The sequence below is a fragment of the Paraburkholderia phytofirmans OLGA172 genome (assembly GCF_001634365.1).
GTDB lineage: Bacteria > Pseudomonadota > Gammaproteobacteria > Burkholderiales > Burkholderiaceae > Paraburkholderia.
In genome coordinates this window covers 2,842,205-2,868,333 of sequence record NZ_CP014578.1, presented here as the reverse complement: position 1 = coordinate 2,868,333, position 26,129 = coordinate 2,842,205, and the positions used below count along the sequence as shown (strand labels likewise).

Below are 26,129 nucleotides of genomic sequence, written 5' to 3'. Positions count from 1 at the left end.
CGATTCTGCTCACGTCGCGGTTACGTGCGTGGCAATGCGATCCTGGTGCGCGGCCACCGCAACCAACCAGGGCGCGAACCGGTTGCGCCGACCCCACGACCAAATTCGAAATGTGCAGCGGGCTGGAATAAAACGGATGACCCGGCAGTCTATGCATTGAATCCAGTCTGGAGGCCCGTCGGATAATCCGGCGGTCTACCTCCTGAACCTTAGTCGAGAGGGCACTATGTCGTCTGATCTTCCATCCGATCCGTCGCGCCGCGGCGCGTTGAAATGTCTTGCCTTCGGTGGCGTAGGCACCGTGTTTGTCCTGGCCGGCGGTATTCTCACGCCGGTGGAATTAGCCCTCGCCGCCACAGCGAAGGATTCGTCAGTTGCCTCGGGTGTTCCCCTGTTCCTTCAGATCAGCGATTCTCATATAGGCTTCAACAAGGAAGCCAATCCGGATGTCGCCGGTACGCTCAGGCAGACGATTGACTTTGTCAACGCCATGCCGGTCAAGCCGGCGCTGACGATTCACACAGGTGACATTACTCATCTGTCCAAGCCGGCAGAGTTCGACCTCGCGGCCCAATTATTGTCGGGCCTGAATATCACCGAGCTGCATACCGTGCCCGGCGAACATGATGTGACTGACGGGCCAGGGACGGAATACTTCAACCGCTTCGGTCAAGCCTCGGACAATAAAGGCTATTACAGCTTCGACCACAAGGGCGTGCACTTCATCGGGCTCGTCAACGTAATGCATTTCAAGCCGAATGGATTGGGCGGCTTGGGCGACGACCAGCTCGCCTGGCTGGAGAACGATCTGAAGGGGCGCTCGTCCAGCACGCCGATTGTCGTCTTTGCGCACATGCCGATGTGGACGATTTACGAGCCGTGGGGGTGGGGCACCGGCGATGCAGGCCAGGCGATGAGCTATCTGAAGCGCTTTGGTTCGGTCACCGTCCTGAACGGGCATATCCATCAGATCGTGTCGAAGGTGGAGGGCAACATCACCTTCCATACGGCGCGCTCGACGGCGTATCCCCAACCGGCGGCCGGCAATGGCTCCGGCCCCATGCCGCTGACGGTGGCGAGCGATCAGCTTCCGAGGATGCTTGGCGTGACCAGCATCAAGATCGCGCGCCACCCGCTGAAGGCGACACTTAGCGACACGACACTCGCCTGACTCCGGACACCACCCACCCACAAGGATCCTAATCATGCGAACCATTTTCTTTCGTCGCGCCTTCATCGTCTCACTCGCCGCCGGGATGCTGATGTCGGGATTCGCTTCCGAGTTCACCGTCGCGCAGGCGCAGGAGGCCAACGCAGTCGTGATAAAGAACTTCATGTTTTCGCCGATGTCCCTCACGGTCAAGGCTGGTTCGACCGTGACCTGGAAAAATCTCGATGGCGAACCGCATGCGGTTGTCAACGATGCCGGCCTGTTTCACTCCGGCGCGCTCGATCAGAACGACACCTTTCAGTTCAAGTTCGATAAACCCGGTGTCTACAAGATATTCTGCGGAATTCACCCGTATATGAAAGAGACGATTACCGTCAAGTAGGAGCACTCTCTCCCGGAATTCATGCCGCCAGAGGTTGAGCAACTGACCGGAAGGAGGCGCGAGGGGGAGCTCTGCGCTGCGCACTATCTATGCCGGTGCGCAGCACGGATTATCACGTTCCGAACTGTGACACTGCGCCGACTCAAGGTGTCGGCTTCGTCTGCCCGGTCTGCCCCAAGCCCATCACTGCGCTTCTTTCCGCTAGATGTTTGGCGGCAACCTTTGCTTCCGCGGCCTGAATGTCGGCGGGGTAGTCAACGTCGTCGCCCTGGGCCGGGTTATACCCATCTCGTTATACAGAAGTGTCGTAGCCGTCGCGCAAGATCTGGATGGTGCTCACAGCATCCATGACTCGCTGCATGCCAATCCACAACGTCTTCGCGCCCGGTTCACCATCGCTCTTGCGCCCGAGGAATCCACCCAGTGACGCGATCATCCGTATCATCTGGTTCAGTGTCGGTGGTTTTTTCGGACGCGCCTTCTTGCAGAGCACGTGAGCACCATGTATCTCGTCAGCCGCGAAGAATAGCGACGCGTTTAGCTCCGGACACGTTCTGCCCACACGCATGAGCCGTGCAATACGCCACGATACGACCATGTACAGCGCAAGTGCCTTCTCTACCCGTTCCATCTGCGAGAGCTGCAGCGCCTCAACCCGGCAGGCGTTCTTCAGGACATTGAAGAACATTTCTATTTCCCATCTCGCGCGGTACCAGTCGATGAGTTCGATGAGCGCATCCGCATCACCCGCTTCGCGGTTGGTCACAAGACGCCAGATGACTGGCTTTACGCCCGCTGGCGCATCCACCTCATACGCCTCGACGCAGGTGAGCGTGACGCTGACGCGACCGGGCAGCGTAATGCGCTGGCTGCGCAGTTCCTGCTTCACTTCACGTGCCTTCTGGCCACTGCGCCCGGGCAGCACGAAACTGATACGGCCGAGCACGTTACCCGCGTGCACCTTGTCCCACAGCTTTTCTTCGTCCTTCAAGGCACGGTTGTGCTGCGAGCGGATCAGCCAGTCCGCCGGTTCACCCAATTCCTGCGCACGCTGCATGAGCGCCGCGATGTCGCCTTCACGATCGGCCACATACACCAGCCGCGCGTCTGGCAGGGCCCGTGCCTGTTCGGCCACGATCTCATAGCTTTCGATCCACCGCGCACTTTCCCTGACTCCGCCACGCCTGCCGTTTGCATCGCGTGACTCGCGCGCCCACATCCAGGCATTCATCACACCCAGCGGCTCCCGATCCGGTGTCACCGCATAAGTCGCGTGAAGATACATGCCCACCTGTGCTTCATAACTGAGTGGGCCGGCCCCTTCGATGTCCTGACCGTTAAAGTTCAGCTCTGTCGTATCGGCAATGCACAGCACCACCGGCAACGCTCCCATGCGCGCCGTGGTGCGATCCCAATGCGGCTGCATCATGTCGCGCCAGTCGATGCGCTCATTGCCTAGAAAGCGATATGCTGCCATCGTCTCGGCCCAGCCTTCGCACGCGCCCGGAATGCTGGCCGTGGGCCGGCTGGCAAACCGTTTGATCAGTTCCTTCGCGCGCCGGTCTCGCCGTGGATCGCCCAAATCCAGAGTCTCAAATTCTTCGTCCACCCATGCTCCCGCGTCGTTTCGGATCTTCATGCTGAAAATCCGAGAGTAAACGCGAAATCCGCATTGTTAACAACCCCCTTCCGGCTACTTTGCTATCCAACATCGTCTCCGGAACTGTCGATTTGTGTATAACGAGATGGGTTATACCCGGCCGCCTCCAGCTCTTCGAGTTCATGTCGCACTTCCGCGCGAGTGAGCTGATGTGCGGCAGGGGCAGAGGAAGTTTGCGCATACACGCTGGCCGAAGTTGCCATCAGCACTGCGCCCGCAACAACCAGCGCACGTAGTGGCTGGTCAACAAACTGATTCATCGAATCCGATTTCATAGTAGTGCTCCTTGCTTCATGGAATGCTTATTCGCGCGAGGATCGGCCTGGGCTGCACATGATGCGAGCGGTGGTGAGAGGACGGGACGCATGCGTGCCGTCCTCCGCCATGAAAGTTCAGCCGGGACGAAATGCGTGTTCAATTGGTAGTGCTGCCCGTCATGGTTGCGCGCTGTTTCGCAATATGCTCCTGCTTCATGCGGGCGACCTGCGCCGCGAAAATCGGATTGACATCTGGGTACGAGGTATCGGTGACATAGTTCAGGCCGTTCTGCTGCGCTTCGATCAGTTCCTGATAGACCTCGGCGCGTGTCTTGCTCTGGGCAAATGCGCCCGATGACATGAGAACGGACAGCGACATGGCGGCAATAGCGAGCTTCTTCATTTCAGACTCCTGATAATAGTGTGCGGTATGCAATGAGTAGACGCGGCTTCGTCATCAGATATTCCCGAATCTTCGATAAAAGCATTGGCCTGACTGTCCGCGTCACCTTGCAATCGGCGACATATATCGGATGGCTGGTCGGGGGGATGTCGGCCGTCCGCGGGGGGCGCCGTTCCATGGGCAGGGTTACGTTCGCGGGGGAGGGAGTGCGTCGTTGTGACCTTCAGCGCGGATACAATGTCTTTGAAATCACTCATCCGTCTGCCCGCGCTCGAGGGCACCGCCAGCCGGCGGGGAGAATTAGACGAGGGGCGTCGTATCGTGCACCGGACCGGGCATGGGGAGGACTTGACTGGCGGCTCAAGCCGGAGATAATTCACGGCGGCGGGCTTGGTTAGCTTGATGCAATTGCATCAGGCGGGGCGTTTCCCGAAGGTTTCTCCGCGCACGTGTATCGATCAAACGACCTCCGCGTACTACGCCAGAGTAATACGGAGCGATTTTGACCGTCGGGGAATAAAAACGACGTGCTGGCGGTCTTATAACTGTCGGTCACGGATTGCGGTTACTGCAGGAATTTCACAATGACCGATCCAGTCAGCGCGCAGCGCTTCGAGAAGCTCGTGTTACCTCATATGAATTCAGCCTTCAATGTTGCGCGATGGCTGACGCATAACGACCAGGATGCCCAGGACGTGGTGCAGGAGGCGTATCTGCGCGCGTTCCGGTTTTTTGGCGGATTCCGCGGCGACGATGCCCGTGCCTGGTTGCTAAGCATCGTGCGCAACACCTTCTACTCCTGGTATCAGCAGAACCGGGGCCACGCACCGGATACGATGGAGTTTGAGGAAGACATGCATAGCCTTGAGACGAGTACCGCTGATCACGACGACAGTCCTGAAGCGATGCTCATGCGCAGCCAGAGCCAGAAGCGGGTGCACAAGGCGTTGCAGAGTCTGCGTCTGGAATACCGGGAGGTGATCGTGCTGCGGGAGCTGGAAGAATTGTCGTACAAGGAAATCGCCACGATTGTGGGCATCCCGATGGGGACGGTGATGTCGCGCCTCGGACGCGGCCGCCAGCAACTTGCGGCGTTGCTCGCCCCGACGGATCAGGAGGCATGATGGATCACGAACAGGCCTTCGAACTGCTGCCAGGCTATCTCGACCAGGAATTGAGCCTGTCCGAGGCGCTCGAATTCGAGCGCCATCTGGCAGGCTGCGAGCAGTGTCAGCAGGTCTACGCGCAGCACCGCCAGGTGAGTGCGCAACTCAGGCAGGCGGATTTGCGCGTCGAGGCGCCCGCGGAACTGGTGAAACGCATCAAGGCGGCGTTGCCGGGGCGGCCATCGCTCTGGCAACGGCTGGTTGAGCTGTTCGGTTGGCGGCGCGGCGGCGGGTCATTGGGCTGGGCACCGGTTGGCGCGATGGTGATGAGTGTGGTCGCGTTGACGTGGAGCGCGGGGTTGTACCTCTCGGTGCCGTCGAGCGAGACGCGCCTGAGTCAGGAACTCGTGGACAACCATATCCGCTCGTTGCAGTTCAATCACCTCTCGGATGTAATTTCAACCGACCGGCACACGGTCAAGCCGTGGTTTGACGGCAAGCTGGACTTTGCGCCGCCGGTGGTCGATCTGGCGCAGCAGGGATATCCGCTGGTCGGCGGGCGGCTGGATTACCTGAACGGGCGACCGGTCGCCGTGATGGTCTATCGGTACAAGCTGCACCCGATCAATCTTTATGTGTGGCCGGGCGACGACGCGGGCGCCACGCCTCATATCTACCAGCAGCAGGGCTATCATCTCGCGCACTGGAGTGCTGCCGGAATGAATTACTGGGCAATTACCGATGCCGGGGGCATGGAACTGAACGGCTTCATCTCGGACCTGCGAGCGCATCCGGCTTCCTAGCGGTCGCGACGCGGTAGGTTTGCGGCGGACTATCTGGGCGACGCGAAAGCGAGAATAAATTCGTGAGTGACGCGCAATGTCGCGAAGTGCTGTCAGGTCTGAGGCATCTGGGATGCCTTGGACAGCACACGGACATGAACCGGGTCATGGCGGCCTTTCAGGTGCGCATCAAGCTGCGGCAGGTCTGCCGCCGAAACGCCGGCATGCTGGAATACCTGTTCGGACACGATAGCGTCGCAAGCCATTTCTTTTGTCAGTTCCTCAAGTCTTGAGGCCACGTTCAGTGGGTCACCAATTGCGGTGAATGTCACATGCTCGCGAAAGCCAATCTCACCCATTACAGCCCGGCCGCAATGCAATCCGATGCCAAACCGGATAGGTGTTTTCAGTTGCTGCTCGAGCGCAGCGTTGAGTTGATCAATATTGGCTGCCACCAACGGCACCGCGCAGAGCGCCTGGCGACAAGCAATGGCTGGCTCGCTGTGTAAGCCAAAAATCGCGAGCACAGCGTCGCCGATGAACTGGTTTGGCATACCACCCGCCTCTACCACCGCGGCACAGACAGCGCTCAGGAAGCGACTAACTACGAATATGCTGTCGAACGGTAGTTGCGCCGCCGCAAGCTGTGTGGAACCCCGCATGTCCACGAACATGAACGCCGCGAATCGCTCCTGCGGCATGACGTCCCGCTGACGCGGTTGCAGAAAGGCCGTGAATGCGGCCGGCGGCACCAGTGGCCACACGGAGAGATCATGGATCGGCCGCAACTGGCACGCAAGACGCACTGTCTGCGAGTCAGCTCCCAGTCGCTCGAGGACACGCCGCTCCGCCTCGGCTGGCCTGGGCAGCGGCACATCGCTGAGCACGCGCACCCTGCACAATGTGCATCGGGCCCGGCCACCGCACGTGCTTGCATGGGGAACTCCGGCCATCCGGCTGGCTTCCAGCACCGAAAACCCGAGCGGCGCGAATACCTTGCGCCCGTCTGGATATAAGATGCAGAGCCGTCCGTGCCGGCGCTCCCGGACCGTGCGCAGCAGCCGCGCTCCAAGTACCAGCAGCAGCGCGCCACCATCGAAGAGCAAAAAGTCGTTGCGCAGATCGGCGAGCCAGAGATTTTGCAATCCCGTCCCGACGACCGTCGGCCGAGTCGCCGCAGCGCGCCAGACGGGATCCTGGGCAAGCGCGATCACTTCCCGTCCGCCTTGCAGGTAACCTAGAAGAGCGAGCACGGGGAGCAGCACGGCGACGCTCAGCAGCACGCTTCGCCACGCCCCAAACCATGGCTTCAACCGCAACCAGAACCAGACGCCACAACAGCCATGCGACCAGGCGACCACCAACAGCATCAGTTGCGCCCGGCCGAAGAATGGCGAAGCGATCCAGAACGAGTACAACAACTGCGCGTAACCCTTGTTCAGGCCGAAGGCGGCAAATGCGACCCGCGTATTGGCGAGATGATTGGCTAGCAGCGGCGGAATGCACAAACCGAGGACGAGCTGCGCCGCCTCACCCCGATTCCAATGCACCGAGCGCCGCTCATAGAGAGCCCACAGACCCAGGAAGAAATGCGTCACGAGCGCGCTGTACAGCACACCTGTTCCAAGCCATCCCTGCCAGATAAACTTCTGTACAAGCAGACCACGCTCCAGCCACGCGAGCGAGATATTCCCCAGCGAGTGATTCAGGAGGTGTGCCCCTACATAGGTGAACAGCACCAGCCCGGTGGTTAGCCGAACCGATCGCACTCCTGCCGGCCGCCATCTTTGAAAACTGGGAAAGCGCAACATGCTCTGCTCTCCACCCTCTTGATCAGAGGCATTTCGTTGGGAGATCGACCGGCGGGGCGCGGTTCGATGTGGTTGCAATGCGTGTTTAGTCACGCATCCATCGTCTTGTCGCCAAGGTCGTGGAGCTTCTTGAGAAACGCCAGCTCGCACCTGGTTTGTGTGCTTGCGACGCCAAGCTGGGCGACCACGTGCCTTGACACATTACTGCGGAACTGGCTCTTTCGAAGCGTGCCTTCAGGAATATTACTATTGTCGATCAAGCGATTGACGAAACTGAGCGCACGCGACTCACGCATCAGCGATGAGTTGAACGACATCTAGTTTATACGGTTCAGGATTTCGGCCGAAGCTCGCACCGATCCACGGCGCTACTCGTTGGAATGGCCAGCGCCTGAGCGACGTCGCGTTGAAGACGTGATACCGGTACGAACGGCGATGTGATTCGGCGACGTCGCGTTAAGTGGAACGTCGCGGGTAGACGCGATCAGACAAACACGCTGTACATGTCGTCGTACATTTTGGATGCCTAATCATGATCTGAGAACTTGCCGATCTTTTCACTCGTAGCCAGCTACCCGGATCATCGTCGACGCCCCCTTCAACGCCTGCGTCGCGGTGTACGACAAGCCCTACGAGGCAACACGGTCGCGAATGAGACCCCGCACAAAATGCGCGTACTCTTTCATTCGACAACGCGATACCATCAGGTAAATTCCCTCACGCAGCGAACCATCTCAAGTAACGATCCGTATATAGAATGCAAGGCTACCTACCCAGTGTCGTACTGACCGGAGCTGCTGCTCTGCTTGAGGGACTTGGCGTTCAACCTGAGCTGGTTGCGGCAGGAGCCGATCTGCCGGATCTTGCGCTCCGTTCAGCCGATGTGCCGATCCGGGGCGCGCAAGTGCTTCGATTCCTTTCGCTGGCTGCTGAAGTTACGCAATGCCGGAACTTTGGATTGAGGCTTGCCGAATATCAGGGCCTGGCGGTCCTGGGGCCGATTCTTGTCATGATGCATGGCGCGCGTACCATCGGGGAGGCAATGGATACGCTTGCCGAGTTCTACGTACTACATACATCGATGTCTTCTATTCGGGCTGCGCGGGACGATCAGGGGATGGTGCTGACTTACGACCTTGAAAGCGCTTCCGGTCCCGGCGAGGTTCAGGCAGTTGAACTGGGTCTCGCTAACGGTATGCAGTATTTGCGTACCCTCTGCGGTACCGGCTGGCAGCCGGCCGTTGTGCAATTCCGTCATTCGGCGCCTGCGGACTGCGCAATGCACAGGCGCACGTTTGGACCATCCCTGGAATTCGATCAGGACAGAAACGCGATTGTCCTCGATCGCGGTACGGTGACGCGTCCAGTGACACAACTTCGCCGTAACGCGCATCGTGTGCTCGAGGCGCATTTGCGGCGGGAAAGAGCCCAGGTGGAGGCACTATGGGCGGTACGCACGCAAACGATGATTCGCGCGCTGTTGCCGTTCACGGACAGTTCGCTCAACGCCATAGCGCGAGCGCTTGCTATGTCCCCGCGGTCCCTGCAACGTCGGCTCTCAGAGGCCCGCACGACGTTCGATGAACTGCGGGAACAGGTTCGTGAAGATCTCGCACTGAAGTATGTGCAGCAGTCAAACCTGCGTCTCGCTGAGATATCCGAACTGCTCGGTTATTCGCAGCAAAGCGCGTTTAGCCGTGCGTTCAAGCGACTGCGGGGCGTCACGCCCCGGCAGTTTCGAGCAATGCGTCACGAGGCTGACCCCGGACGCTTTGCTGAGTAGCAATAGGCCGCCTTGGGTTTCACGCGGCGACGAACGTTGGATTCAGGAATTCCGGATCGGGATATTGATAGAAGCCGCGTCCCGCCAGTTCACCGAGATACCCTGTATCGATGAAATGAGTTTTCACGTATTCCGCCATGCGCCGATACGTCGAATCACCCGACCGTTCAGCAAGCGCGCGGGTCACGTTATAGACGGTCGTCATGCCGATTCTGTCGAGAACGCCGAAAGGGCCAATGCGATCCTCTTTGGCAATCATCCACACCTTGTCGATCGTCTGAACATCTGCGACCTCGTTGACCAGCAGACCTAGAGCGGCGACCAGCATCGGGATAAGCACGGTGTTCAGCAAGCAGCCGGGCTGCTCCTTGCGCAGCGGTATAGGCACCATGCCGATACGATGCGCAAACTGCACCATGTGTGCGAATACGGCGGGGTGGGTGCCCGGATGTCCCATGATTTCCGCGATATTATGCTTCCATATCTCGTTCGCGAAATGCAGGCTCAGCACGCGCTCGGGCCGGTCGGTGAACATGGCGAACTGGCTCGGCACCAGCGTCGACGAGTTGCTCGCAAAGATGGTACCGGCCGGCGCTACAGCCGACAGGGACCGGTAGAAAGATTGCTTGATGGCCAGATCCTCGGGGATGGCTTCGATGACGAGGTTCGTGCCGGCGACGGCCGAACCGAGGTCGGTACTGCCCTCGAGGCGTGCCAACGTGGCTTCGATCTGCTCGCGAGACGCGCCGAGGTCCGCAGCGTAGACGCGCCCTAGGGCATCAAAGCGGGCGTTCGCGCGCTCCAGGCAGGCGGTATCGACGTCGTAGGCGACGACGTCGATACCGGAAAACGCACACTGAAAAGCGATCTGCGCGCCCAGCACACCGGTGCCGGCCACCATGACGCGTGCAATCGGCTGATTGTCGTTTAGGGAGTGAGTAGACATGAGTAACGGGTACGGTGCGTATCGTAGATCGGATGGGGCGGATTTTTTGCCGGCACGAGGATTCACACCAACGGCGAGATGGCGAGATGGTCGAGCAGCAATGGGATGACCCGGTCCGGCGCTTCTTCAGGGAGCCAGTGACTGGCCCCCTCCAGTATTTCGAAACGATAGGGCCCGTCGACAAAGCCGCCCGTAAGCATGGCAGCTTCGCGGCCGAGAGCACGGTCTTCGGATCCCCAAACGTAGAGTGTCGGGACGGCAATGCGGCCTGCGGGATACGACAGGTTATCCGGGAGCGCGCGATACCAGTTCAACGTCGCGGTAAGCGCACCAGGCTCGCTGAGGCGCCGCACGTTTTCGTCCACGAGCGAAGCGGGAACGCGTCCCGCGTAGGCGGCTCGCAGCGCCGCTGCTCCGTCCGCAAGCAGGCGTCGCTCTGCGACACCCCCTGGTTGACGAAAAACACGAACATAATCCAGGCGCCGGTATTGGTCTTCTTGATGCAGTGCCGCTTGCAGCGCTAACGGATGGGGTGTCGCCAGCACGGAGAGCGAACTCACGCGGTGTGCATGCGTCGAGGCGAGCCCCCACGCAACCAACCCGCCCCAGTCGTGGGCAATCAGATGAAAGCGTCCCGCGCCCAGCTGATCAGCGAAAGCGAGGGCGTCCGCCTGGAGATGCCCAGCTGCGTAAGACGCAATGTCTTGCGGCCGGGCATTCTCAGCGTAACCACGCTGATCCACGGCGACTGCCCGGTAGCCTGCTGCGCCGAGCGCGACCAGAATCCCGTGCCAGCAATCGGCGAATTCCGGCCACCCATGCAGCAGGAGGACGCACTCTCCGCTCCGCGGCCCTGTGGCCAGAGCTGTGTGGGTATGCGGCCCGCAGGCCAGTGTCAGCTCTTCCAGGGAGGGAAGCGGTGCGGAGGGTACAAGGTGGGTCATCGACGTGATCTCCGTGAAGCAGTTGCGAGGCTTATGTCCGCCGACGTCGCTTAGCGGCCGCCCTGGCAGCCGATCAGGTCGATCTCAGGAAAATTGTGGGCTTTGCAGTAGTCCTGATAACGGCTTAAAGCCGTGCGCCACGTCTCGACGAACGTGACCTTGCCGTCTTCGTCGAGGAAGTGGAGCTCACCGGTCGACACCACGAGCGCCATACCATTATCGTCGTCGGAGAGATTCGTGAACGAGTGTGACGACTCCGACGGCTCAAACACGAAATCGCCGGCTTGCGCGATCCAGTCGTGCTGGTCGTATTTCCAGCGACCGCTCAGCGTGTAGACCATCACCGTGCCGGTATGGCGATGAATATGCGCGCCTTCGCCTTTGGCCGCCTTCATGAGCAAGACCACTTCGCCCGTGACGGGATTGATCTTGAAGTATTTGAGAAGAATCTTGTCGTTGATCGGCGCGAAGGGAATCCACGGCGTGGCGTTTCCAGCGATATGGACCGTGTCGATGGCGGAAACATCGTTGAGGGCGAGCGTAGCTTCTGCGTTCATGGAATGAGTCTCCGATTGTGTTGAGGGCTGGGCGTGCGCCGCGTGAACCGTGCGCAATCTCCAGTGCCTATTCAATCGCAAGTCGTCCGTGGGAACTTGACCTGTGCCGCCCGATTTTGTACTTTACGCGCCAAGTTTTTCTTCTCTGGACCGGAAGGAAAGTGCGGTCCTGTAAAAGCCAATCGGCAGGCGCTCCAGGGAAGTGGCGCTATCTGTCAATGTGAAGCTGGCGACATATGTAAGCGCCTGGCTCGAGTGCCATCCTCCTCAATATCGCGCAAAAATCCATGGTAATAATGCAGAGGATTACTAGCGAGGCGCAATGCGGCGTCAAACGACGCCGTCAGACTTCAACCGTGAGAGCCGTTCGTCCGACAGGCCGAGCAGCGACTGCAGAACATCCTTCGTGCCTTCCCCGAGGTCTTCGAAAAATGAGCGATTTTCGCCCGCCTGCCGAATTTGCACCACAGCCCCGCATCCCGTCGAGTCAGGGAATAACCGGCGCATGCTTGCGGTATTACAGGCATGGCACCCGAAATGGGAGATCAAAATGGACATCATCGACATGGCCCGCGCGTCGGGATTGACCGTTATCCTTGATGGCAGGATTGGCCGCGAGGAATACCAGAGCGTATGCGGTTCGGTATCGGCGTTACAGCGATTTGCCGCGTCGCTACGACTATGCGCGGCGCATCAGCGTAACAGCGCCCCGCATCGGTCATCGGCGGCCAGCGTGTTTGGCCGGTTACGCCGGCGCATCAGCAGACTTGCGAGAATAGCGGGCGCCGTGACAACGCCCTCCCGACGCATGTCGCGCCCCGTTCATCGGAAACAGAAGTGAGAGGCTTTGGCGGGACGTCCGCCCCCCAGGAGAGGTGAGGATAAGGATGCAAGCCGTTCTACGCCGTCTTCAACTTGCCTCGGGGCTGGTGATGCTGACCTATCTCTTTCTGCATCTGGTCAATCACGCGCTCGGGATCTGGTCGCTCGACCTTGCCGGACGCGGCCTCGTACTCGCGCTGCGGCTGTGGCGCAGCACGCCGGGAACGATCGCGCTGTACGGTGCCGCGTCCCTGCATTTTGCGCTGGCATTGCACACGCTATACGGGCGGCGTCACTGGGCGCTGCCGCCCGCCGAATGGATCCGCCTCTGGGCCGGGCTCAGCCTGCCGATGCTGCTGATCCGCCATGCGGTGACGACCCGGCTTGCGTCTACGCTCTATGGCTTCGAACCCGACTACGAGCGCGTCATCGTCGTGCTGCTCACGAGCGGCACACAGGGTCTGCAGCTTGCGCTGCTTGCACCGGGCTGGATACACGGATGCCTCGGACTGTGGTTCCGGCTGCGCCACTATGTGTGGGCGCGCCGCATGAAGCCCGCGCTGCTGGCGTTCATGGTTCTGTTACCGCTGCTGTCCGCGGCGGGCTTTATCCGGATGATGCGGGCCGTCGAGGGGACGCGCCTCGGACTTCCGCGCGCCGATCCGACGCTCGTCGCCCATCAGGCAGCACTAGGTGCCTGGCGCCACAATCTTCTCACCCTGTATCTCGCCCTAGTTGCCAGTGCATTGATCCTGGGCCAGTGGCGCAACGGCCTTGAACGTCGAAGGCTGCGAAAGAGCTCACTGAGCTCCTGACGGGTTGGGACTGCATGCGAGATCCCCCACGCCCGCATATTCGTCAAAGATCGGGCACATCTGGCGAAGGCTGCGCCGGATGGTTTCGTTCAGAAGTTCGGATTCATGTTTCGGGAAGTAAAGCGTGCTCTGAAAGGGTACCCAGCGTCTTCCCAGCAGATTTCGTGCAAATCGAAAGATTGCCTTACGCTAACAAACGCGTATAATTGAGTGACTACTCACTCTATATATACGCAGAAAGTCCATGGCGCGCCCTTTGAGTCCGGAAAAACACAACGCCCTGTTAATGTCGGCAACGCAGGCCGTGGCTGAGCAGGGCGTGCAGGCCACCACGGCGAGTATTGCCCGGGGCGCCAGCGTGGCTGAGGGTACCTTGTTCACGTACTTCGAGAACAAGGAAGTGCTGTTTCAGGAGGTCTATCTGCACCTCAAGCGGAGCCTCGCGGAAACCGTGATGCCGGACTATCCTGATGAGGCGGACTACCGGCAACGCATGGAGCACGTTTTCCAGCGCTATGTGAGCTGGGGGCTCTCCAATGCCGCCGGGCGGTTTGCCGTCGCGCGGCTCTCGGCTTCGGGGCATATACTGGACGAGACCAGGGCGCGGGGTATGGAAGCGTTTCTGGCGGTGTCCCGGATGATGGAGGCCGGAGTGCGTGACGGTGTGCTGGTGGATGCGCCAATCGCCTTTCTTTCATCCGTGATCGAGCACATTGCCGATACCACAATTGAGTATGTGAACAGGTATCCAGAGGATGCCGAACGTCACCGCGCGCTGGGATTTCGGGTCCTATGGCGGGCGATCACGGAGTAAAAATTTTCGACTTTAATTGAGCGCGTACTCGCTCATTTATTTGCAAGGAGAACAGAATCATGTCCAGTCAAAAGTGGTTCATAACCGGCGCGTCCAGTGGTCTGGGGCTTGCCCTCACTGAGAAGGTGCTCGCAGAGGGGCACCGTGTAGTTGCGGCGGTGCGCCGTGTCGACGCGATGCAGGAGTTGAAACAGAAATACCCGGCGCTGCTCGAGGTGGAGTCGCTCGATTTGACCAATCGCGAACAGGTGCAGGCTGTCGTTGCGCGCCACGCAGATGTCGACGTCGTCGCCAACAATGCGGGTGGCGCAGTTATCGGCGCAATGGAAGAAATGACTGAAGCAGATATCCAGCAGCAGCTCGCTCTGAACCTGCTCGCGCCCATTCATGTTACGCGTGCGTTCCTCCCAGCGATGCGTGCGAAGAACAGCGGCACGTTCCTCTATGTCAGTAGCGTCGGTGGGCGTGCAGCCTTCCCGAGCGGTTCCATGTATCACGCCGCGAAGTTCGGTCTGGAAGGCTTTGCTGAATCGGTGAGCCAGGAAGTCGCCGAGTTTGGCATCAAGACGATCATCATCGAGCCGGGCTCGATCAAGACGGGTTTTGTGGCCAATATCCGCTGGACCCAGGAAATCGACGCCTACAAGGACGGCATAGTTGGACAGCTTCGCCGTCAGATTGTGGAGGTTGGTGAGGAACAAGCCTCGGGCGACCCCGTGAAAATGGCCGACGCCATCTATACGGTCAGCCAGATGCATGAGCCGCCGCTGCGTACTGTCCTTGGCGGGGATGCCTATGCGGTGCTGGACGCTGGTTACTCGCGAAGCGTCACGGCGTTGCAGGCGCAAAAGGAGCTTGCCGAATCCGTGATGTTCGCGGGTAAGGCTGGATTCAATCCGCAGTAAGCATTGTGACCGCTGCATCGCATGCCGCCGTGAAGCAATGTGTTTTGCCGACGGCGGCAGCCAGGAGCGTGCTCGAAGGACTGCCGCATGGCAGAAACGAAAGGCGCGTCGGGTTTGCAGCGGCCTGTATCTGCGGGCGATGTCGATTAGATTTGGGATCGCCCGCAGCTCTGTCAAAAACGCACCGGGATCGGTGCATCTCAAAGGTCGAACGATCATGTCCAAAGTCTGGTTGATTACAGGTGCATCCCGAGGTTTGGGCCGCTCCATTCTCGAAGCCGCGTTGCAGGATGGCGGCAAGGTACTGGCGAGCGCGCGCGACACGTCGCGATTCACCGATTTGCAGGCGCGGTATGGCGATCTCCTGGCAACGTTTGAACTGGACGTCACGAATGAACAGCAGGCGAAGGAGGCCGTGTCCGAAGCGGTGCGCCTCTTCGGACGGCTGGATGTGCTGGTCAACAATGCCGGCTATGGCCACATTGAGCCGTTTGAGTACACGTCCGCCGAGGATTTCCGCGCGCAGATTGAGACCAATCTCTTTGGGGTGGTGAACCTCACGCGTGCGGCCATTCCGGTCATGCGAGCACAGGGCGGCGGCCACATTTTTCAGGTCTCGTCGGCAGGTGGCCGCATCAGCACCCCGGGACTCTCGGCTTATCAGGCGGCCAAATGGGCGGTGGGCGGATTCAGCGACGTAGTCGGCAAGGAAGTCGCTCCCTTCGGGATCCACATCTGCACGCTGGAGCCCGGCGGCATGCGCACCGAATGGGGTCATGAGGCTCGCGCGACACTGCAGGATCTGCCGCAGGACTACCAGGCATCGCTGGGAGACTTCAAGGCGCTCATTGATGCCTACGTCGGCCATGAAGTGGGGGATCCTGAGCGCATCGCAAAGCTGATCGTGGCGCTAGCATCGCGTGCAATGGTTCCAGCGCGCCTTGTGCTGGGCTCGGACGCCTGGCAGGTCGTCGAAACCGAGGAACAGGCACGCCGCGAGACGATGCAGCGCTGGAAGCCCGTCACCCTCGCTGCCGATTTCGGAGCGGTATCGCTCGAGTGGCCGTCGGAGTGACACCATGCGCGTTGTCCTGATCGGCGCGCACGCGCCGATCGCACCAAAGACTGCGGATATCCGCAGCACATCCCGACGACGCAATGTTCCGGTCGCGTTCATCGTTGTGCCGCTCGCCATGGTCGTGCTGTCGCCCGGCTCGAGTCCTGACTTTTTCCCAGGTTGTGACCCTCGCTCTAATTGTTGACGTCGTCTCCCGGGACGCTGTGCGGCGCGCACCGTACCGCTGTGCATTTGCTCACTGCCCGCCGTAGAGCGCGTTCAAGCGATCCAGCGTGCCGTCCTGCTGGGCGCGCTGCAATTCCTGTTTGACCTCCGCGCGAGTCTTGCCGTGCAAGGCACCGCTATTGCTGGTGCCCACGGACGTACCGCCGACTGCGTCCGACGTCATAGCTGCGTTGCTGTCCGTGGCCGTCCTGGGTGTGTCGGTGTTGTCACCCGCATAGGCGAGCGTGGTGCACAACGTCAATGCGGCAATAGGGATCAAAGTCAGAGCTTTCATCATATTCTCCAGCATGGTGCATGACATGCCCGACGCCAATCGAATTACGCAGTTTGCGCCGGGATTTCGTGCCGCTTGGAAAAGCATCAAAGGTTCTTGCCAATGACTCGGCACGCTCTTGCAATACTGGAGCAGAATCTCCTTTATTCCCGAGTTATATCCCTTTTTGTATCGCGACCGCTCCAGGACGGTGTGTCGCACATGGTGCCCAAAACCGGCGGTAGCCTATCCTGCCATCCCTCGTTTTTATGTTCTTGAATTTTCCGTTCGCAAATCCCGTGAGCGAGGTTGACCATTGCAGGCAATACACGCACCGAATCACGAAGGAAGAGGGAGGGGTGAATAACCAGGACGGAATCCACGCCGGTAAAGGGCTTCCTCGGATTTCCGGTCAGGCCGGATACCGAAATCCAGTACGCACACGCCAATCTCGACGCTTTTCTCAGCTGCCAACTAATTCAGGCGGATCGCGGCCGACAGGCTAGCCGGGCCGCCGCCGACGATCACGACGTCGTATTCCATCGACTCGCGTGGACTGGACTGTTCGATCAGTGCGTTGCTTGCCATAGGGTCCTCCTAGCGGTCCGCCAGCGGTTCGATCGCGATCGACAGCAGTTTCGCCCCCGGTCCGAGCGGACTGAGATCCAGCGCTTCGTGCCGTTTTTGGAGCCATATTCCATTCATCGGTGCCAGCGAGACGTTGCGAAGCAGAGAACTGGAGAGCGTCCATTGACCGTCGACTGATAACAGCAGCTGACTGGCAGCAGGTGTCACGCGCAACGAATGCGTGTGGATGCTGACGGTCGCGCGGCAAGCATCGCGCCGTGTCATGACATTGAGCACGTGAACCGGCCTGGCGGCCAACGTGACCCACACATGCAGATCGCCGGAAAACTGTACCGGTTGCCCGGCGCGCGCGATTAACTGGCCATCCTGCGAATGCAGATCGACTGAGCCGTCATCGAGCAGTACCAGCGTTCGATCGAATCCGGGAAACTGCGAAAACCTGGCCGCGCCACTAAGCGTTGCCAGGCTGACGCGCCAGTGGACGCTCGTGTCATCCTCGGGTCCGCGTGCGATGGTCCGTGTAACGCCACCGCCGTTCGCCCACGGTTCGGGCACCAGACTGGCGCAATTGAAAAAACGCACCGCAGGCTGTGATCCCGTAACCGGATGCGACGATGCCTTACCATTAGTCGATGAGGTTGACGCGCCAGACAGATGAAGTGTCATCGGCTCATGCCTCCCGCGCCGACATGCGCCTCGATCTCGCCCACCACGTCGAACAGATCGCCCACAAGCCCAATGTCCGCGACCGAAAAGATCGGTGCGTCCGGATCCTTGTTGATCGCGACGATGATCTTCGAGTCCTTCATCCCGGCCAGATGCTGGATCGCGCCGGAGATGCCGAACGCGAGATAGGCGTCGGGCGCGACCATCTTGCCAGTTTGCCCGACCTGCGCGGTATTCGGCGCATAGCCGGCGTCCACGGCAGCGCGCGACGCGCCGAGCGCCGCGCCCATTTTTTGCGCGAGCTCGCCAAGCCGGTCCATGTTGTCCTTCGACGCGAGTCCGCGTCCGCCCGCAACGACGATCCGCGCGTCGGGCAGATCGCGGCCGGTCCGGGCGGATGCCTGTCGCTCGACAAGCGTCGTCCTGGTGAATCTTGCCACCGGTTCGAGCGTGACACGCGTGGCGGTGCCGCCGCTATGCGCAGCAGGCGCAAATGACGATGCCCGGAAACTCGCGAACGTCACGGCACTGCTTGTACGCACATTCGCTACGACGCTCCCCGCATAGAGACTGCGCACGAAGCCGCTATCGCCCTCAACCGCGACCACGTCCGGAATGAATGCGCCGCCGGCCAGCGCGGCGGCGCGCGGCAATGCACTGCGGCCGAGCGTGCGATGACTCGCCGCGATCAGCGCATACGACCCATGGATTGCGTGCAATTGCGCGGCGAGTGTTTCAGGCACGACATGCTCATTCGCTTCATCGGTCATCACGAGCACACGTTCAATGCCGGCGATCTTTTCGGCAGAGGCTGCAAGCGCGGCATCAGGCAATAGCACGTCAACCGGCCGGCCGTGCTGCATGACAGCGCTGATGACCCGAAGCGTCGCATCGGCAAGCCGTCCGCCTTCCGTTTCCACTATGACAAGGCTTCTCATGCCGACAGTCCTGTTTGATCGAATACGTGCCGCCCGGCCAGCTCTGCGATAAGCGCGGAGGTATCGGCGACTTTGATCCCCGCCTGGCGAACCGGAGGATCGCTGAGTTTCACGATGTGGGCCTGCGGCGCGAGTTCGACGGCCAGCGTGGCGGCGTCGACGCTCGCGAGCGGCTTCTGCTTCGCTTTGACGATACTCGGCAAGGTCACGCGGCGCGGGTCGGCGAGACGAAGGTCGGCACTCACGACAGCCGCGCCTTCGAGCCGCCACGTCGCCGTACCCGTGTCGTCGCCGCACGTTACGGCCCAGCCGTTGCCGTCGGCTGTGAGTTCGCTCGCGTTCAACGCCTGCGGCCAGTCGAGCAGGGCGGCGAGCATGGCGGCCACTCCGCCGATATCGCCGTCGATGGCCTGCTTGCCGCATAGCACGAGGCCGTAGTCGCGACTCGTCATGTGAGCGTGCAGCAGACGCGCCACGGCCAGCGAATCCAGCGTGGCGGTTGCCGCCGATGTGTCGATCAGCACGGCATCGTCGGCGCCCATCGCGAGCGCTGTGCGCAGCACGTCCTGGCTGGCTGGCGTGCCGCATGTGATTGCCGTCACCTTCGCTGCGGAGCCGGTTTCCCTGAGTTGCAAGGCTTTTTCGACGGCACATTCGTCGAATGGGTTGAGCGACATCTTGAGGCCGGTGGTGTCGATCGAACCATTCGCCGCAACCCTCACGCGCACGTTGGCATCGACCACGCGTTTGACTGGAACCAGAATGTTGATTGTCATGACGGGAGCATCCTTCGATCAGGAGACCGCGCCCGAGCCGTACTTGCCCACCAGCAGTGCGCCGCTGGCGAACCGGTCGAGCGCGTAGGGCGCGAGGGAAACCTCGGTGGGCAGGCCGAGTGCATGCTGGGCGAGGATCTTGCCGATGCCGGGCGAGAGCTTGAAGCCGTGCCCCGAAAAACCGAAACCGACTACGAGACCCTCGATATCGCCGACCTTGCCCAGTACCGGGTTCCAGTCGGGCGTCACGTCGTAGACACCGGTCCATGACGAAGCCAGACCTGCGGCCTCATAGGCCGGGAAGCGTTCGGCCACCTGGGCGCCGACTTCGGCGACGTAGTCGAGCGAGATATCGCCCTGTTCCGTTTCCGGCGAATTCAGCGTTTCGCCCACCACACCTTCCGACACCAGCATCTGGCTGCCACCATAACTGCGGTAATAGAGCATGCCGGCCGAGCCGAGGTCCTTGAACGCGGGCATCCTGAACGAATACGCGGCGCCGTCGCATTCGAGTGCGAGCACCGTGTGACGCTCCGGCTTGACCGGCAGAGGCACGCCGATCCAGCCGGCGAGTTCCGGTGTCCAGATGTTCTGCGTGCTGATCAGTGTGCCGCAGCTGAAGTTGCCCGCGCTGGTTGCGACACCGGTGATCTGGCGTCCTTCGCGGACGATGCCTTTGACCGTCACGCCTTCCAGGATCTTGACACCGCGCCGGCGCGCCGACCGGGCAAAGCCGGTCGCCACCAGATAGGCATCCGCAAAACCCGCCTCCGGTTCATAGCCGATCAGTGCGGCGTCGTCGAAGCTCGCGATCGGCAGGCGCTCGTGCGCCTGCGCCTTGTCGAGCAGTTGCACTTCGATGCCCATATCCTGCTGGGCGGCGAGCGAGGCGCGCAGCGGCTCCAGCTTGTCGCCATCGGGCGCGCAAATCAGATAGCCGCATTTGACGAGACCACAGGACGCTTCGTCGTCGCCGAGATACTCGGCGAAGTTATTGAATGCCCACCACGAAGAGCGCGCGAGTTCCACGTTCTGGCGCACCGAATAGTGCGTGCGCAACAGGCCGGACGACTGTGACGTGGTGCCCGCGCCGATCGTGCCCTGTTCAATAACCAGCACGCTAGGCGCGCCCAGTGCGGCGAGATGATGGGCGACCGATGCGCCGATGACACCAGCGCCGATCACGATGAAATCGTAGTGGCTCATGTGGACCTCTGTGTGGGCAATGAGGCGAATTCTAGGAAAATGTTGGCCGCGCCAATTTTGTATTAGGCAAACTTATGGAGAGCCAGTGCAATTTCTCATCCTGCACACTAACCCTGCGAACCTCGGCACCATGCTGTCGTACCGCGCAGGATGACCAGCATGTCACCCACGCGAGCGGAGCATTTCATGAGACGAACCCCGACCCCGATCGATCTGCGCGCGTTGCAGGCTTTTGTGGCTGTCTGCGACAGCGGCTCGATGACGGGCGCCGCAAAGCAGCTCGGCGTGAGCCAGAGCGCGATCAGCCAGTCGATCGCCGCGTTGGAGCGCGACCAGGGCCTGACATTGTTCGACCGCGAGAGCCGCCCGCCGCGTCCGAACGTGGTGGGGCGCGCGCTGCTCGAACTGGCGGGCCCGTTGATCGAGCACGCGCACATGGTGAGCGCCCGCATCGGCGATGCGTCACATACGGGCAAGATGCCGGTGCGCCTCGGCTGCGTCGATTCGTTTGCGGCGACCGTCGGGCCTGAACTGATCCGCGCGGTGTCGAATTCCGAGCGGCAGATTTCCATGTGGTCTGGTCTCACGCCGGGCCTGAGCAAGCAGTTGCACGACCGCGAACTGGATATCGCGATCTGCACGCAAACCACGCTGAACGACGCACGGATCGTCGAAGTGCCGCTGTTTTCCGAGGCATTCGTGGTGGTGGTTGCGCGTAGCCACTTGAGCGGACGCCGCAATATCGACTGGCGCACGCTCGCGCTCGAACTGCCGCTGATCCGCTATACGGCGCGCTCGGTGATCGGCCAGCAGATCGAGCGTTTCGCGCGCCATCTCGGCATCAACAGTCCGCGGCGTTACGAGTTCGACGCGACCGACCCTTTGCTGAGTCTGGTGGCCGCGCGGGTGGGCTTTGCGATTTCGACGCCCTTGTGTCTGTGGCAGGCACGGCACTATCTGGACGATATCGCGGTGATGCCGTTGCCGCCGAGCCGTCTCGGGCGGCGCGATTTTTTTCTGCTGCATCGGCAGGGCGAGTGGGATCAGTTCGCCGGCGACATCGTCATGCTGACGCGCGGCGTGCTGGACAACGCGATTCAACCGTCGCTCGCGCGGGCACTGCCCGATCTGCCGGACGATGCATTGCGCTGATTCAGGCGCTATAGCGCCGGTTTGTATAAGCGTTGCTTTTAACGCTGCTTAACCGCACACCTCGTTTTTGTGCAAAGTCGCACCAGTCACAACAACGATGTGCACCGCAGTCAGGCTGACGAGCCTTTCAGCATAGATGTCAGGAACGGCGTGTGGCGCCCAAAGCGTTTATCGGTGGGAATCTTTGATTCACTCAGATAAACATGGCACAAACGTTGCATTGATAGAGGCGTCGGTTGCAATGGAGACGGCGAGCGATCAGTCAGCCGCACTCGATTGCGGATACACGAAGATCGACAGGAATTGAATGGGTGTCTTGATCAGGCGTTCCGGACCGTGCGGTATCTCGCCCTGGAAGGTGAGGGTGTCGCCGGGATGCAGGATGTAGGTGTGCTGGCCGTGGCGGTATTCGAGCACACCCTTGAGCATGTGAATGAACTCGGTGCCCGGATGCTCGAACACCGGAAAGCGTTCAGCCTCGTCCTCCATCGTGATCAGAAAGGGTTCGAAGAGTTTGCGCGGACCCTGGTCGTAGGCAAGCAGGTGATAGGTGTGGCCGCTTTTGGTGCCCTTGCGAACCACTTCCATGCCGCCGCCTTTTTTGACGAGTTGTGCGCCGCCTTGTGGCACGTCGAAATTGCGGAACAGCATGGAGAGCGAAACGCCGAGCGCCTGGGCGATGCGGTTGAGGACCTCGAGACCTGCGGAAGTCTGCGCGTTCTCGATCTTTGAGAGCATGCCGCGGCTGATGCCGGCCTGGGCGGAAACCTGAGCAATGGTCAGGCCGTGGCGCTGGCGTAGTTCGCGGATGGTGTTACCAAGGTAGCGTTCGAGCGGCGTTTTGTTGTCTTCACCGGGTTGCATGTAGGCCTCACGGAAAAGGAAAGCGTAGCAGATTACAGCGCCGGGTCGCGCGCAAAGAGTTTCACCTGGGGAATCTTTGTTGCTCGTCAATAAAGTACCCGGCTGATTGAAGACAGGCTTGAAGCGCGCCGCAACCGGCGTTCGAGAGCGTGTTGCATAACCCGGTCACACGCACCGCGTGTGGCTTTCCAAACCACGAAAGATGCAGTTGCAAGGAGTGGCGATGAACCTGAACGATGCGAGCAAGCTGCCGGTCAACGAGCTCGGATGCGTGCCCCGCTTCGGCTCGGCGGAAGAGGCGCAAGCGTATCTGACGCAGCAGGGCGTGAAGTACGTGCTGGCGCAGTTTGTGGATATTCACGGGGTAGCCAAGGCGAAGTCGGTGCCGGTCAGTCATCTGAAGAGCGTGCTGAAAGCCGGCGCCGGCTTCGCGGGGTTTGCGATCTGGGGCGTCGGCATCGCGCCGAATGGTCCCGACTACATGGCCGTGGGCGATCTGACGACGCTCACGCCAGTGCCCTGGCAGCCGGGCCTCGCGCGGATCGTCTGCGACGGTCACGTGGATGGAGAGGCCTGGCAATACGATTCCCGGGTGACACTGAAGAAGCAGGTCGCTCGCATGAGCGAGCGCAACTGGACGCTCTTCACAGGCCTCGAACCAGAATTCTCGCTGCTGCGACGTTCGGCGTCGGGCACGCTGGAGCCGTGCGATCCAAGCGATACGCTCGCCAAACCGTGCTACGACTACAAAGGCTTGTCGCGCACGCGCGTCTTTCTGGAAAAGCTCACCGAATCGATGCGCGCGGTCGGCATCGACGTCTATCAGATCGATCACGAAGACGCGAACGGTCAGTTCGAAATCAACTACACGTACACCGATTGCCTGACCTCGTGCGATCACTACGTGTTCTTCAAGATGGCGGCCTCCGAGATCGCCAATGAACTCGGCATGATCTGCTCGTTCATGCCGAAGCCGTTCGCGAACCGTCCCGGCAACGGCATGCATATGCATATGTCGATTGGCGATGGTGAGCGCAATCTGTTCGCGGATCCGTCGGACCAGCTCGGCATGGGTCTCTCCAAGCTCGGCTACCAGTTCACGGCCGGCCTGCTCGCGCACGCACCGGCTCTGACCGCGCTGTGCAATCCGACCGTGAACTCGTACAAGCGGTTGGTGGTCGGCCGCTCGCTGACGGGCGCAACGTGGGCGCCGGCGTACATCAGCTACGGCGACAACAACCGCTCGACGATGGTGCGTATGCCCGGCGAGCGCATCGAACTGCGACTGCCCGACGGCGCTTGCAATCCGTATCTGGCAACGGCAGCAGTGATCGCTGCGGGGCTCGACGGCATCGACCGCGCTCTGTCGCCGGGCGAACCGGCTAACGAGAACCTCTACGACTGGTCGCCCATGAAACTCTCCGAACACGGCATCGGCGTGCTGCCGCAGAACCTCGAGCAGGCGCTCGATGCGCTCGAAAGCGACCGCGTGATCTGCGACGCGCTCGGCCCGGTTGCCGATGAATTTCTCAAGCTCAAACGGATGGAGTGGCTCGAATACATGCGCCACGTATCGGACTGGGAACTGAAGACCTACCTCGAGTTTTTCTAAGGAGAAGCACTATGTGCGGAATTGTAGGCTTGCTGGTCAAAACGCCGGCACTGCGCGAACGGCTCGGCGAACTGATGGTGCCGATGCTGATCGGCATGACCGAGCGCGGACCGGATTCGGCGGGCCTCGCGGTGTTCGGCAAACCGGTCGATGCGAGTCAGCGCAAGCTGAGCATCTACGCGGGTTTCACCGACGAAGGCGCGGACTTCGCATGGCAACCGCTGCTGGATGCATTGAACGCGGCGATGGACGTGACCGCCCGCGTCGATGCGAAGGGCAATCATGCGGTGCTGACGGTGCAAGGCAACGTCGAGCGCGTGAAGACGTGGCTGCGCGAACGCTATCCGAAGCTGTATCTGCTCTCGAGCGGACGGTCGATCGATCTGTACAAGGATATCGGCTCGCCGTCGCAAGTCGCCGGGCGTTATGACTTTGCGAACCTGAAGGGCTCGCATCTGGTCGGCCATACACGCATGGCGACGGAATCGGCGGTCACGCCCGACCGCGCCCATCCGTTCACGGCCGGCGACGATTTCTGCCTGGTTCACAACGGTTCGCTGTCCAACGCGCACGGTGTGCGCCGCAAGCTCGAACCGCAAGGCATTCACTTCGATACCGACAACGACACCGAAGCCGCCTGCCGCTTTCTCGAATGGCGGCTGCGCGAAGGCGACACGCTGCCGGTCGCATTGCAGAAGGGTTTCGAAGAACTCGACGGCTTCTACACGTTCCTGATGGGCACCTCGACCGAACTCGCGCTGATTCGTGACCCGTTCGCGTGCAAGCCGGCGGTGGTCGCGGAAAACGACGACTACGTCGCGATCGCTTCCGAGTTCCGTTCGCTCGCGCATCTGCCCGATATCAAGAACGCCAGGGTCTTCGAACCCGCACCTGAGGAGATGTATGTATGGAAAGCCTGACTTTCGATCTGGAGCGCACGACGGTCCGTGAGTTGAACCAGTTCTTGCACAAACCAGCGAGCGAACTGGAAGGCCAGGCGGTGATGGTCGTCGCGCCGAACGGCGCGCATAACCTCGCGGTCGGTGTGGATGCGCCGATGCGGGTGACGATCGCAGGTCACGCCGGCTATTACGCGGGCGGCATGAACAAACACGCGACGATCGAGATCGACGGCAGCGCGGGCACCGGCGTCGCGGAAAACATGATGAGCGGCAAGGTGCACGTGAAGGGGTTTGCCTCGAACGGCGCGGGCGCTTCCGCGCATGGCGGTCTGCTGGTGATCGACGGCGATGCGGGCCTGCGTTGCGGTATTTCGCTGAAGGGCGGCGACATCGTGGTGGGCGGCTCGGTCGGCAGCTTCTCGGCGTTCATGGCTCAGGCCGGGCGCATGGTGATCTGCGGCGATGCGGGCGATGCGCTCGGCGACTCGCTTTACGAAGCGGTGCTGTACGTGCGCGGCGAAGTGAAATCGCTCGGCGCGGACGCGCAGTACGAGCCGATGACGCAGGCGGATATCGACGCGGTGCGCGCACTGCTCACCGCCGCCGGCATGGACCACGACCCGGCGTCGTTCAAACGGATCGCCTCCGCTCGCACGCTCTATCACTGGAACGCCGACGCGAACCAGGAATATTGAATACACGCTCTCGAAG

Annotated in this window: 28 protein-coding genes; 14 read left to right on the top strand and 14 right to left on the bottom strand. The window is 60.9% G+C overall.

Going from position 1 to position 26,129, the window contains the following annotated elements; translation table 11 throughout:
- The first annotated feature begins 226 nt into the window (after nucleotides 1–226).
- Both AYM40_RS12525 and AYM40_RS12520 read left to right on the top strand, forming a co-directional pair.
- On the top strand, nucleotides 227–1,171 hold the full coding sequence (locus tag AYM40_RS12525; RefSeq protein ID WP_063496500.1) for a metallophosphoesterase family protein: 945 nt from the start codon (nucleotides 227–229) through the stop codon (nucleotides 1,169–1,171).
- Nucleotides 1,172–1,256: 85 nt separating this feature from the next.
- Nucleotides 1,257–1,553 carry a cupredoxin domain-containing protein gene (locus tag AYM40_RS12520; protein WP_420488476.1) on the top strand — a complete coding sequence of 99 codons (297 nt, stop codon included), beginning with the start codon at nucleotides 1,257–1,259 and terminating at the stop codon, nucleotides 1,551–1,553.
- Nucleotides 1,554–1,845: 292 nt separating this feature from the next.
- On the opposite strand, the gene AYM40_RS12515 is transcribed toward AYM40_RS12520, so the two are convergent.
- The 3 genes from AYM40_RS12515 to AYM40_RS12505 form a co-directional block, all read right to left on the bottom strand.
- Nucleotides 1,846–3,192 carry an IS4 family transposase gene (locus AYM40_RS12515; protein ID WP_063495219.1) on the bottom strand — a complete coding sequence of 449 codons (1,347 nt, stop codon included), beginning with the start codon at nucleotides 3,190–3,192 and terminating at the stop codon, nucleotides 1,846–1,848.
- 62 nt (nucleotides 3,193–3,254) lie between these two features.
- Nucleotides 3,255–3,488, bottom strand: a complete 234-nt coding sequence (locus tag AYM40_RS12510; RefSeq protein ID WP_063496498.1) for a DUF4148 domain-containing protein — start codon at nucleotides 3,486–3,488, stop codon at nucleotides 3,255–3,257.
- A gap of 139 nt (nucleotides 3,489–3,627) precedes the next feature.
- Nucleotides 3,628–3,873, bottom strand: a complete 246-nt coding sequence (locus AYM40_RS12505; protein WP_063496497.1) for a DUF4148 domain-containing protein — start codon at nucleotides 3,871–3,873, stop codon at nucleotides 3,628–3,630.
- 584 nt (nucleotides 3,874–4,457) lie between these two features.
- Here AYM40_RS12505 and AYM40_RS12500 point away from each other — a divergent pair.
- Nucleotides 4,458–4,997 (top strand): sigma-70 family RNA polymerase sigma factor, encoded by a 540-nt coding sequence (locus tag AYM40_RS12500; RefSeq protein ID WP_063496496.1) that lies wholly within the window; start codon nucleotides 4,458–4,460, stop codon nucleotides 4,995–4,997.
- The gene (locus AYM40_RS12495) at nucleotides 4,994–5,782 is read left to right on the top strand and encodes an anti-sigma factor family protein (protein WP_236720841.1); all 789 of its coding nucleotides are present in this window, start codon (nucleotides 4,994–4,996) and stop codon (nucleotides 5,780–5,782) included. The genes AYM40_RS12500 and AYM40_RS12495 overlap by 4 nt, the downstream gene beginning before the upstream one ends.
- Nucleotides 5,783–5,874: 92 nt before the next feature.
- On the opposite strand, the gene AYM40_RS12490 is transcribed toward AYM40_RS12495, so the two are convergent.
- Nucleotides 5,875–7,665 (bottom strand): adenylate/guanylate cyclase domain-containing protein, encoded by a 1,791-nt coding sequence (locus tag AYM40_RS12490; RefSeq protein WP_236720840.1) that lies wholly within the window; start codon nucleotides 7,663–7,665, stop codon nucleotides 5,875–5,877.
- Nucleotides 7,662–7,889, bottom strand: a complete 228-nt coding sequence (locus AYM40_RS12485) for a hypothetical protein (protein WP_063496493.1) — start codon at nucleotides 7,887–7,889, stop codon at nucleotides 7,662–7,664. The genes AYM40_RS12490 and AYM40_RS12485 overlap by 4 nt, the downstream gene beginning before the upstream one ends.
- A 440-nt stretch (nucleotides 7,890–8,329) precedes the next feature.
- Between AYM40_RS12485 and AYM40_RS12480 the strand changes: the two genes are divergently transcribed.
- Nucleotides 8,330–9,355 carry an AraC family transcriptional regulator gene (locus tag AYM40_RS12480; protein WP_063496492.1) on the top strand — a complete coding sequence of 342 codons (1,026 nt, stop codon included), beginning with the start codon at nucleotides 8,330–8,332 and terminating at the stop codon, nucleotides 9,353–9,355.
- Nucleotides 9,356–9,374: 19 nt separating this feature from the next.
- Here the strand turns inward: AYM40_RS12480 and AYM40_RS12475 are convergent, their stop codons facing one another.
- The 3 genes from AYM40_RS12475 to AYM40_RS12465 all read right to left on the bottom strand — a co-directional run bounded on the left by AYM40_RS12475 (nucleotide 9,375) and on the right by AYM40_RS12465 (nucleotide 11,802).
- Nucleotides 9,375–10,256 carry a 3-hydroxyacyl-CoA dehydrogenase gene (locus AYM40_RS12475; RefSeq protein WP_236720839.1) on the bottom strand — a complete coding sequence of 294 codons (882 nt, stop codon included), beginning with the start codon at nucleotides 10,254–10,256 and terminating at the stop codon, nucleotides 9,375–9,377.
- A gap of 107 nt (nucleotides 10,257–10,363) precedes the next feature.
- On the bottom strand, nucleotides 10,364–11,245 hold the full coding sequence (locus AYM40_RS12470; RefSeq protein ID WP_063496490.1) for an alpha/beta fold hydrolase: 882 nt from the start codon (nucleotides 11,243–11,245) through the stop codon (nucleotides 10,364–10,366).
- A gap of 50 nt (nucleotides 11,246–11,295) precedes the next feature.
- On the bottom strand, nucleotides 11,296–11,802 hold the full coding sequence (locus AYM40_RS12465) for a 2,4'-dihydroxyacetophenone dioxygenase family protein (RefSeq protein ID WP_063496489.1): 507 nt from the start codon (nucleotides 11,800–11,802) through the stop codon (nucleotides 11,296–11,298).
- Between the two features lie 550 nt (nucleotides 11,803–12,352).
- Between AYM40_RS12465 and AYM40_RS38475 the strand changes: the two genes are divergently transcribed.
- The 5 genes from AYM40_RS38475 (at nucleotide 12,353) to AYM40_RS12445 (ending at nucleotide 16,233) form a co-directional block, all read left to right on the top strand.
- On the top strand, nucleotides 12,353–12,643 hold the full coding sequence (locus AYM40_RS38475; RefSeq protein WP_148662168.1) for a hypothetical protein: 291 nt from the start codon (nucleotides 12,353–12,355) through the stop codon (nucleotides 12,641–12,643).
- A gap of 46 nt (nucleotides 12,644–12,689) precedes the next feature.
- Nucleotides 12,690–13,439, top strand: coding sequence for a hypothetical protein (locus tag AYM40_RS12460; RefSeq protein ID WP_181448370.1), 750 nt, complete (start codon nucleotides 12,690–12,692; stop codon nucleotides 13,437–13,439).
- A gap of 244 nt (nucleotides 13,440–13,683) precedes the next feature.
- Nucleotides 13,684–14,253 (top strand): TetR/AcrR family transcriptional regulator, encoded by a 570-nt coding sequence (locus AYM40_RS12455; protein ID WP_063496487.1) that lies wholly within the window; start codon nucleotides 13,684–13,686, stop codon nucleotides 14,251–14,253.
- A 59-nt stretch (nucleotides 14,254–14,312) separates the two neighbouring features.
- A complete protein-coding gene (locus AYM40_RS12450) occupies nucleotides 14,313–15,158 on the top strand; it encodes an SDR family NAD(P)-dependent oxidoreductase (protein ID WP_063496486.1) in 846 nt (281 codons plus the stop codon).
- Nucleotides 15,159–15,375: 217 nt separating this feature from the next.
- Nucleotides 15,376–16,233: an SDR family NAD(P)-dependent oxidoreductase gene (locus AYM40_RS12445; protein ID WP_063497985.1), complete on the top strand. Its 858-nt coding sequence runs from the start codon at nucleotides 15,376–15,378 to the stop codon at nucleotides 16,231–16,233.
- A 238-nt stretch (nucleotides 16,234–16,471) separates the two neighbouring features.
- Here AYM40_RS12445 and AYM40_RS12440 read toward each other — a convergent pair whose 3' ends face one another.
- The 5 genes from AYM40_RS12440 to AYM40_RS12420 form a co-directional block, all read right to left on the bottom strand.
- Nucleotides 16,472–16,735 carry a DUF4148 domain-containing protein gene (locus AYM40_RS12440; RefSeq protein WP_063497984.1) on the bottom strand — a complete coding sequence of 88 codons (264 nt, stop codon included), beginning with the start codon at nucleotides 16,733–16,735 and terminating at the stop codon, nucleotides 16,472–16,474.
- A gap of 576 nt (nucleotides 16,736–17,311) precedes the next feature.
- Nucleotides 17,312–17,884, bottom strand: coding sequence for a HutD family protein (locus AYM40_RS12435; protein WP_236720838.1), 573 nt, complete (start codon nucleotides 17,882–17,884; stop codon nucleotides 17,312–17,314).
- A gap of 80 nt (nucleotides 17,885–17,964) precedes the next feature.
- A complete protein-coding gene (locus AYM40_RS43390; protein ID WP_063496484.1) occupies nucleotides 17,965–18,906 on the bottom strand; it encodes an electron transfer flavoprotein subunit alpha/FixB family protein in 942 nt (313 codons plus the stop codon).
- Complete coding sequence (locus AYM40_RS12425; protein WP_063497983.1) at nucleotides 18,903–19,676, bottom strand: electron transfer flavoprotein subunit beta/FixA family protein; 774 nt, start codon at nucleotides 19,674–19,676, stop codon at nucleotides 18,903–18,905. Before AYM40_RS12425 ends, AYM40_RS43390 begins: the two co-directional genes overlap by 4 nt.
- A 24-nt stretch (nucleotides 19,677–19,700) precedes the next feature.
- On the bottom strand, nucleotides 19,701–20,888 hold the full coding sequence (locus tag AYM40_RS12420) for an NAD(P)/FAD-dependent oxidoreductase (RefSeq protein WP_063496483.1): 1,188 nt from the start codon (nucleotides 20,886–20,888) through the stop codon (nucleotides 19,701–19,703).
- A 186-nt stretch (nucleotides 20,889–21,074) separates the two neighbouring features.
- Between AYM40_RS12420 and AYM40_RS12415 the strand changes: the two genes are divergently transcribed.
- Nucleotides 21,075–22,040: a LysR family transcriptional regulator gene (locus AYM40_RS12415; RefSeq protein WP_063496482.1), complete on the top strand. Its 966-nt coding sequence runs from the start codon at nucleotides 21,075–21,077 to the stop codon at nucleotides 22,038–22,040.
- Between the two features lie 258 nt (nucleotides 22,041–22,298).
- Here AYM40_RS12415 and AYM40_RS12410 read toward each other — a convergent pair whose 3' ends face one another.
- Nucleotides 22,299–22,904 (bottom strand): helix-turn-helix domain-containing protein, encoded by a 606-nt coding sequence (locus AYM40_RS12410; RefSeq protein ID WP_063496481.1) that lies wholly within the window; start codon nucleotides 22,902–22,904, stop codon nucleotides 22,299–22,301.
- 223 nt (nucleotides 22,905–23,127) lie between these two features.
- Here AYM40_RS12410 and glnT point away from each other — a divergent pair, with 223 nt between their 5' ends.
- Genes glnT through AYM40_RS12395 form a run of 3 tightly spaced genes read left to right on the top strand, consistent with a single transcriptional unit; the run spans nucleotide 23,128 to nucleotide 26,113 of the window.
- On the top strand, nucleotides 23,128–24,516 hold the full coding sequence (glnT, locus tag AYM40_RS12405; RefSeq protein WP_181448369.1) for a type III glutamate--ammonia ligase: 1,389 nt from the start codon (nucleotides 23,128–23,130) through the stop codon (nucleotides 24,514–24,516).
- An 11-nt stretch (nucleotides 24,517–24,527) separates the two neighbouring features.
- The gene (locus AYM40_RS12400; RefSeq protein WP_063496480.1) at nucleotides 24,528–25,436 is read left to right on the top strand and encodes a class II glutamine amidotransferase; all 909 of its coding nucleotides are present in this window, start codon (nucleotides 24,528–24,530) and stop codon (nucleotides 25,434–25,436) included.
- Nucleotides 25,424–26,113, top strand: a complete 690-nt coding sequence (locus tag AYM40_RS12395) for a protein glxC (protein ID WP_063496479.1) — start codon at nucleotides 25,424–25,426, stop codon at nucleotides 26,111–26,113. The genes AYM40_RS12400 and AYM40_RS12395 overlap by 13 nt, the downstream gene beginning before the upstream one ends.
- Nucleotides 26,114–26,129 lie beyond the last annotated feature (16 nt).

Excerpts from the sequence above, each read along its gene's own strand:
- AYM40_RS12480 (WP_063496492.1), top strand. The coding sequence starts at position 8,330 with ATGCAAGGCTACCTACCCAGTGTCGTACTGACCGGAGCTGCTGCTCTG.
- AYM40_RS12410 (WP_063496481.1), bottom strand. The coding sequence starts at position 22,904 with ATGCAACCCGGTGAAGACAACAAAACGCCGCTCGAACGCTACCTTGGT.
- AYM40_RS12455 (WP_063496487.1), top strand. The coding sequence starts at position 13,684 with ATGGCGCGCCCTTTGAGTCCGGAAAAACACAACGCCCTGTTAATGTCG.
- AYM40_RS12465 (WP_063496489.1), bottom strand. The coding sequence starts at position 11,802 with ATGAACGCAGAAGCTACGCTCGCCCTCAACGATGTTTCCGCCATCGAC.
- AYM40_RS12520 (WP_420488476.1), top strand. The coding sequence starts at position 1,257 with ATGCTGATGTCGGGATTCGCTTCCGAGTTCACCGTCGCGCAGGCGCAG.
- AYM40_RS12515 (WP_063495219.1), bottom strand. The coding sequence starts at position 3,192 with ATGAAGATCCGAAACGACGCGGGAGCATGGGTGGACGAAGAATTTGAG.
- AYM40_RS12470 (WP_063496490.1), bottom strand. The coding sequence starts at position 11,245 with ATGACCCACCTTGTACCCTCCGCACCGCTTCCCTCCCTGGAAGAGCTG.
- AYM40_RS12450 (WP_063496486.1), top strand. The coding sequence starts at position 14,313 with ATGTCCAGTCAAAAGTGGTTCATAACCGGCGCGTCCAGTGGTCTGGGG.
- AYM40_RS12460 (WP_181448370.1), top strand. The coding sequence starts at position 12,690 with ATGCAAGCCGTTCTACGCCGTCTTCAACTTGCCTCGGGGCTGGTGATG.
- AYM40_RS12510 (WP_063496498.1), bottom strand. The coding sequence starts at position 3,488 with ATGAAATCGGATTCGATGAATCAGTTTGTTGACCAGCCACTACGTGCG.
- AYM40_RS12440 (WP_063497984.1), bottom strand. The coding sequence starts at position 16,735 with ATGAAAGCTCTGACTTTGATCCCTATTGCCGCATTGACGTTGTGCACC.
- AYM40_RS38475 (WP_148662168.1), top strand. The coding sequence starts at position 12,353 with ATGGACATCATCGACATGGCCCGCGCGTCGGGATTGACCGTTATCCTT.
- AYM40_RS12525 (WP_063496500.1), top strand. The coding sequence starts at position 227 with ATGTCGTCTGATCTTCCATCCGATCCGTCGCGCCGCGGCGCGTTGAAA.
- AYM40_RS12475 (WP_236720839.1), bottom strand. The coding sequence starts at position 10,256 with ATGGTGGCCGGCACCGGTGTGCTGGGCGCGCAGATCGCTTTTCAGTGT.
- glnT (WP_181448369.1), top strand. The coding sequence starts at position 23,128 with ATGAACCTGAACGATGCGAGCAAGCTGCCGGTCAACGAGCTCGGATGC.
- AYM40_RS12415 (WP_063496482.1), top strand. The coding sequence starts at position 21,075 with ATGAGACGAACCCCGACCCCGATCGATCTGCGCGCGTTGCAGGCTTTT.
- AYM40_RS12500 (WP_063496496.1), top strand. The coding sequence starts at position 4,458 with ATGACCGATCCAGTCAGCGCGCAGCGCTTCGAGAAGCTCGTGTTACCT.
- AYM40_RS12505 (WP_063496497.1), bottom strand. The coding sequence starts at position 3,873 with ATGAAGAAGCTCGCTATTGCCGCCATGTCGCTGTCCGTTCTCATGTCA.
- AYM40_RS12400 (WP_063496480.1), top strand. The coding sequence starts at position 24,528 with ATGTGCGGAATTGTAGGCTTGCTGGTCAAAACGCCGGCACTGCGCGAA.
- AYM40_RS12495 (WP_236720841.1), top strand. The coding sequence starts at position 4,994 with ATGATGGATCACGAACAGGCCTTCGAACTGCTGCCAGGCTATCTCGAC.
- AYM40_RS43390 (WP_063496484.1), bottom strand. The coding sequence starts at position 18,906 with ATGAGAAGCCTTGTCATAGTGGAAACGGAAGGCGGACGGCTTGCCGAT.
- AYM40_RS12395 (WP_063496479.1), top strand. The coding sequence starts at position 25,424 with ATGGAAAGCCTGACTTTCGATCTGGAGCGCACGACGGTCCGTGAGTTG.
- AYM40_RS12445 (WP_063497985.1), top strand. The coding sequence starts at position 15,376 with ATGTCCAAAGTCTGGTTGATTACAGGTGCATCCCGAGGTTTGGGCCGC.
- AYM40_RS12485 (WP_063496493.1), bottom strand. The coding sequence starts at position 7,889 with ATGTCGTTCAACTCATCGCTGATGCGTGAGTCGCGTGCGCTCAGTTTC.
- AYM40_RS12420 (WP_063496483.1), bottom strand. The coding sequence starts at position 20,888 with ATGAGCCACTACGATTTCATCGTGATCGGCGCTGGTGTCATCGGCGCA.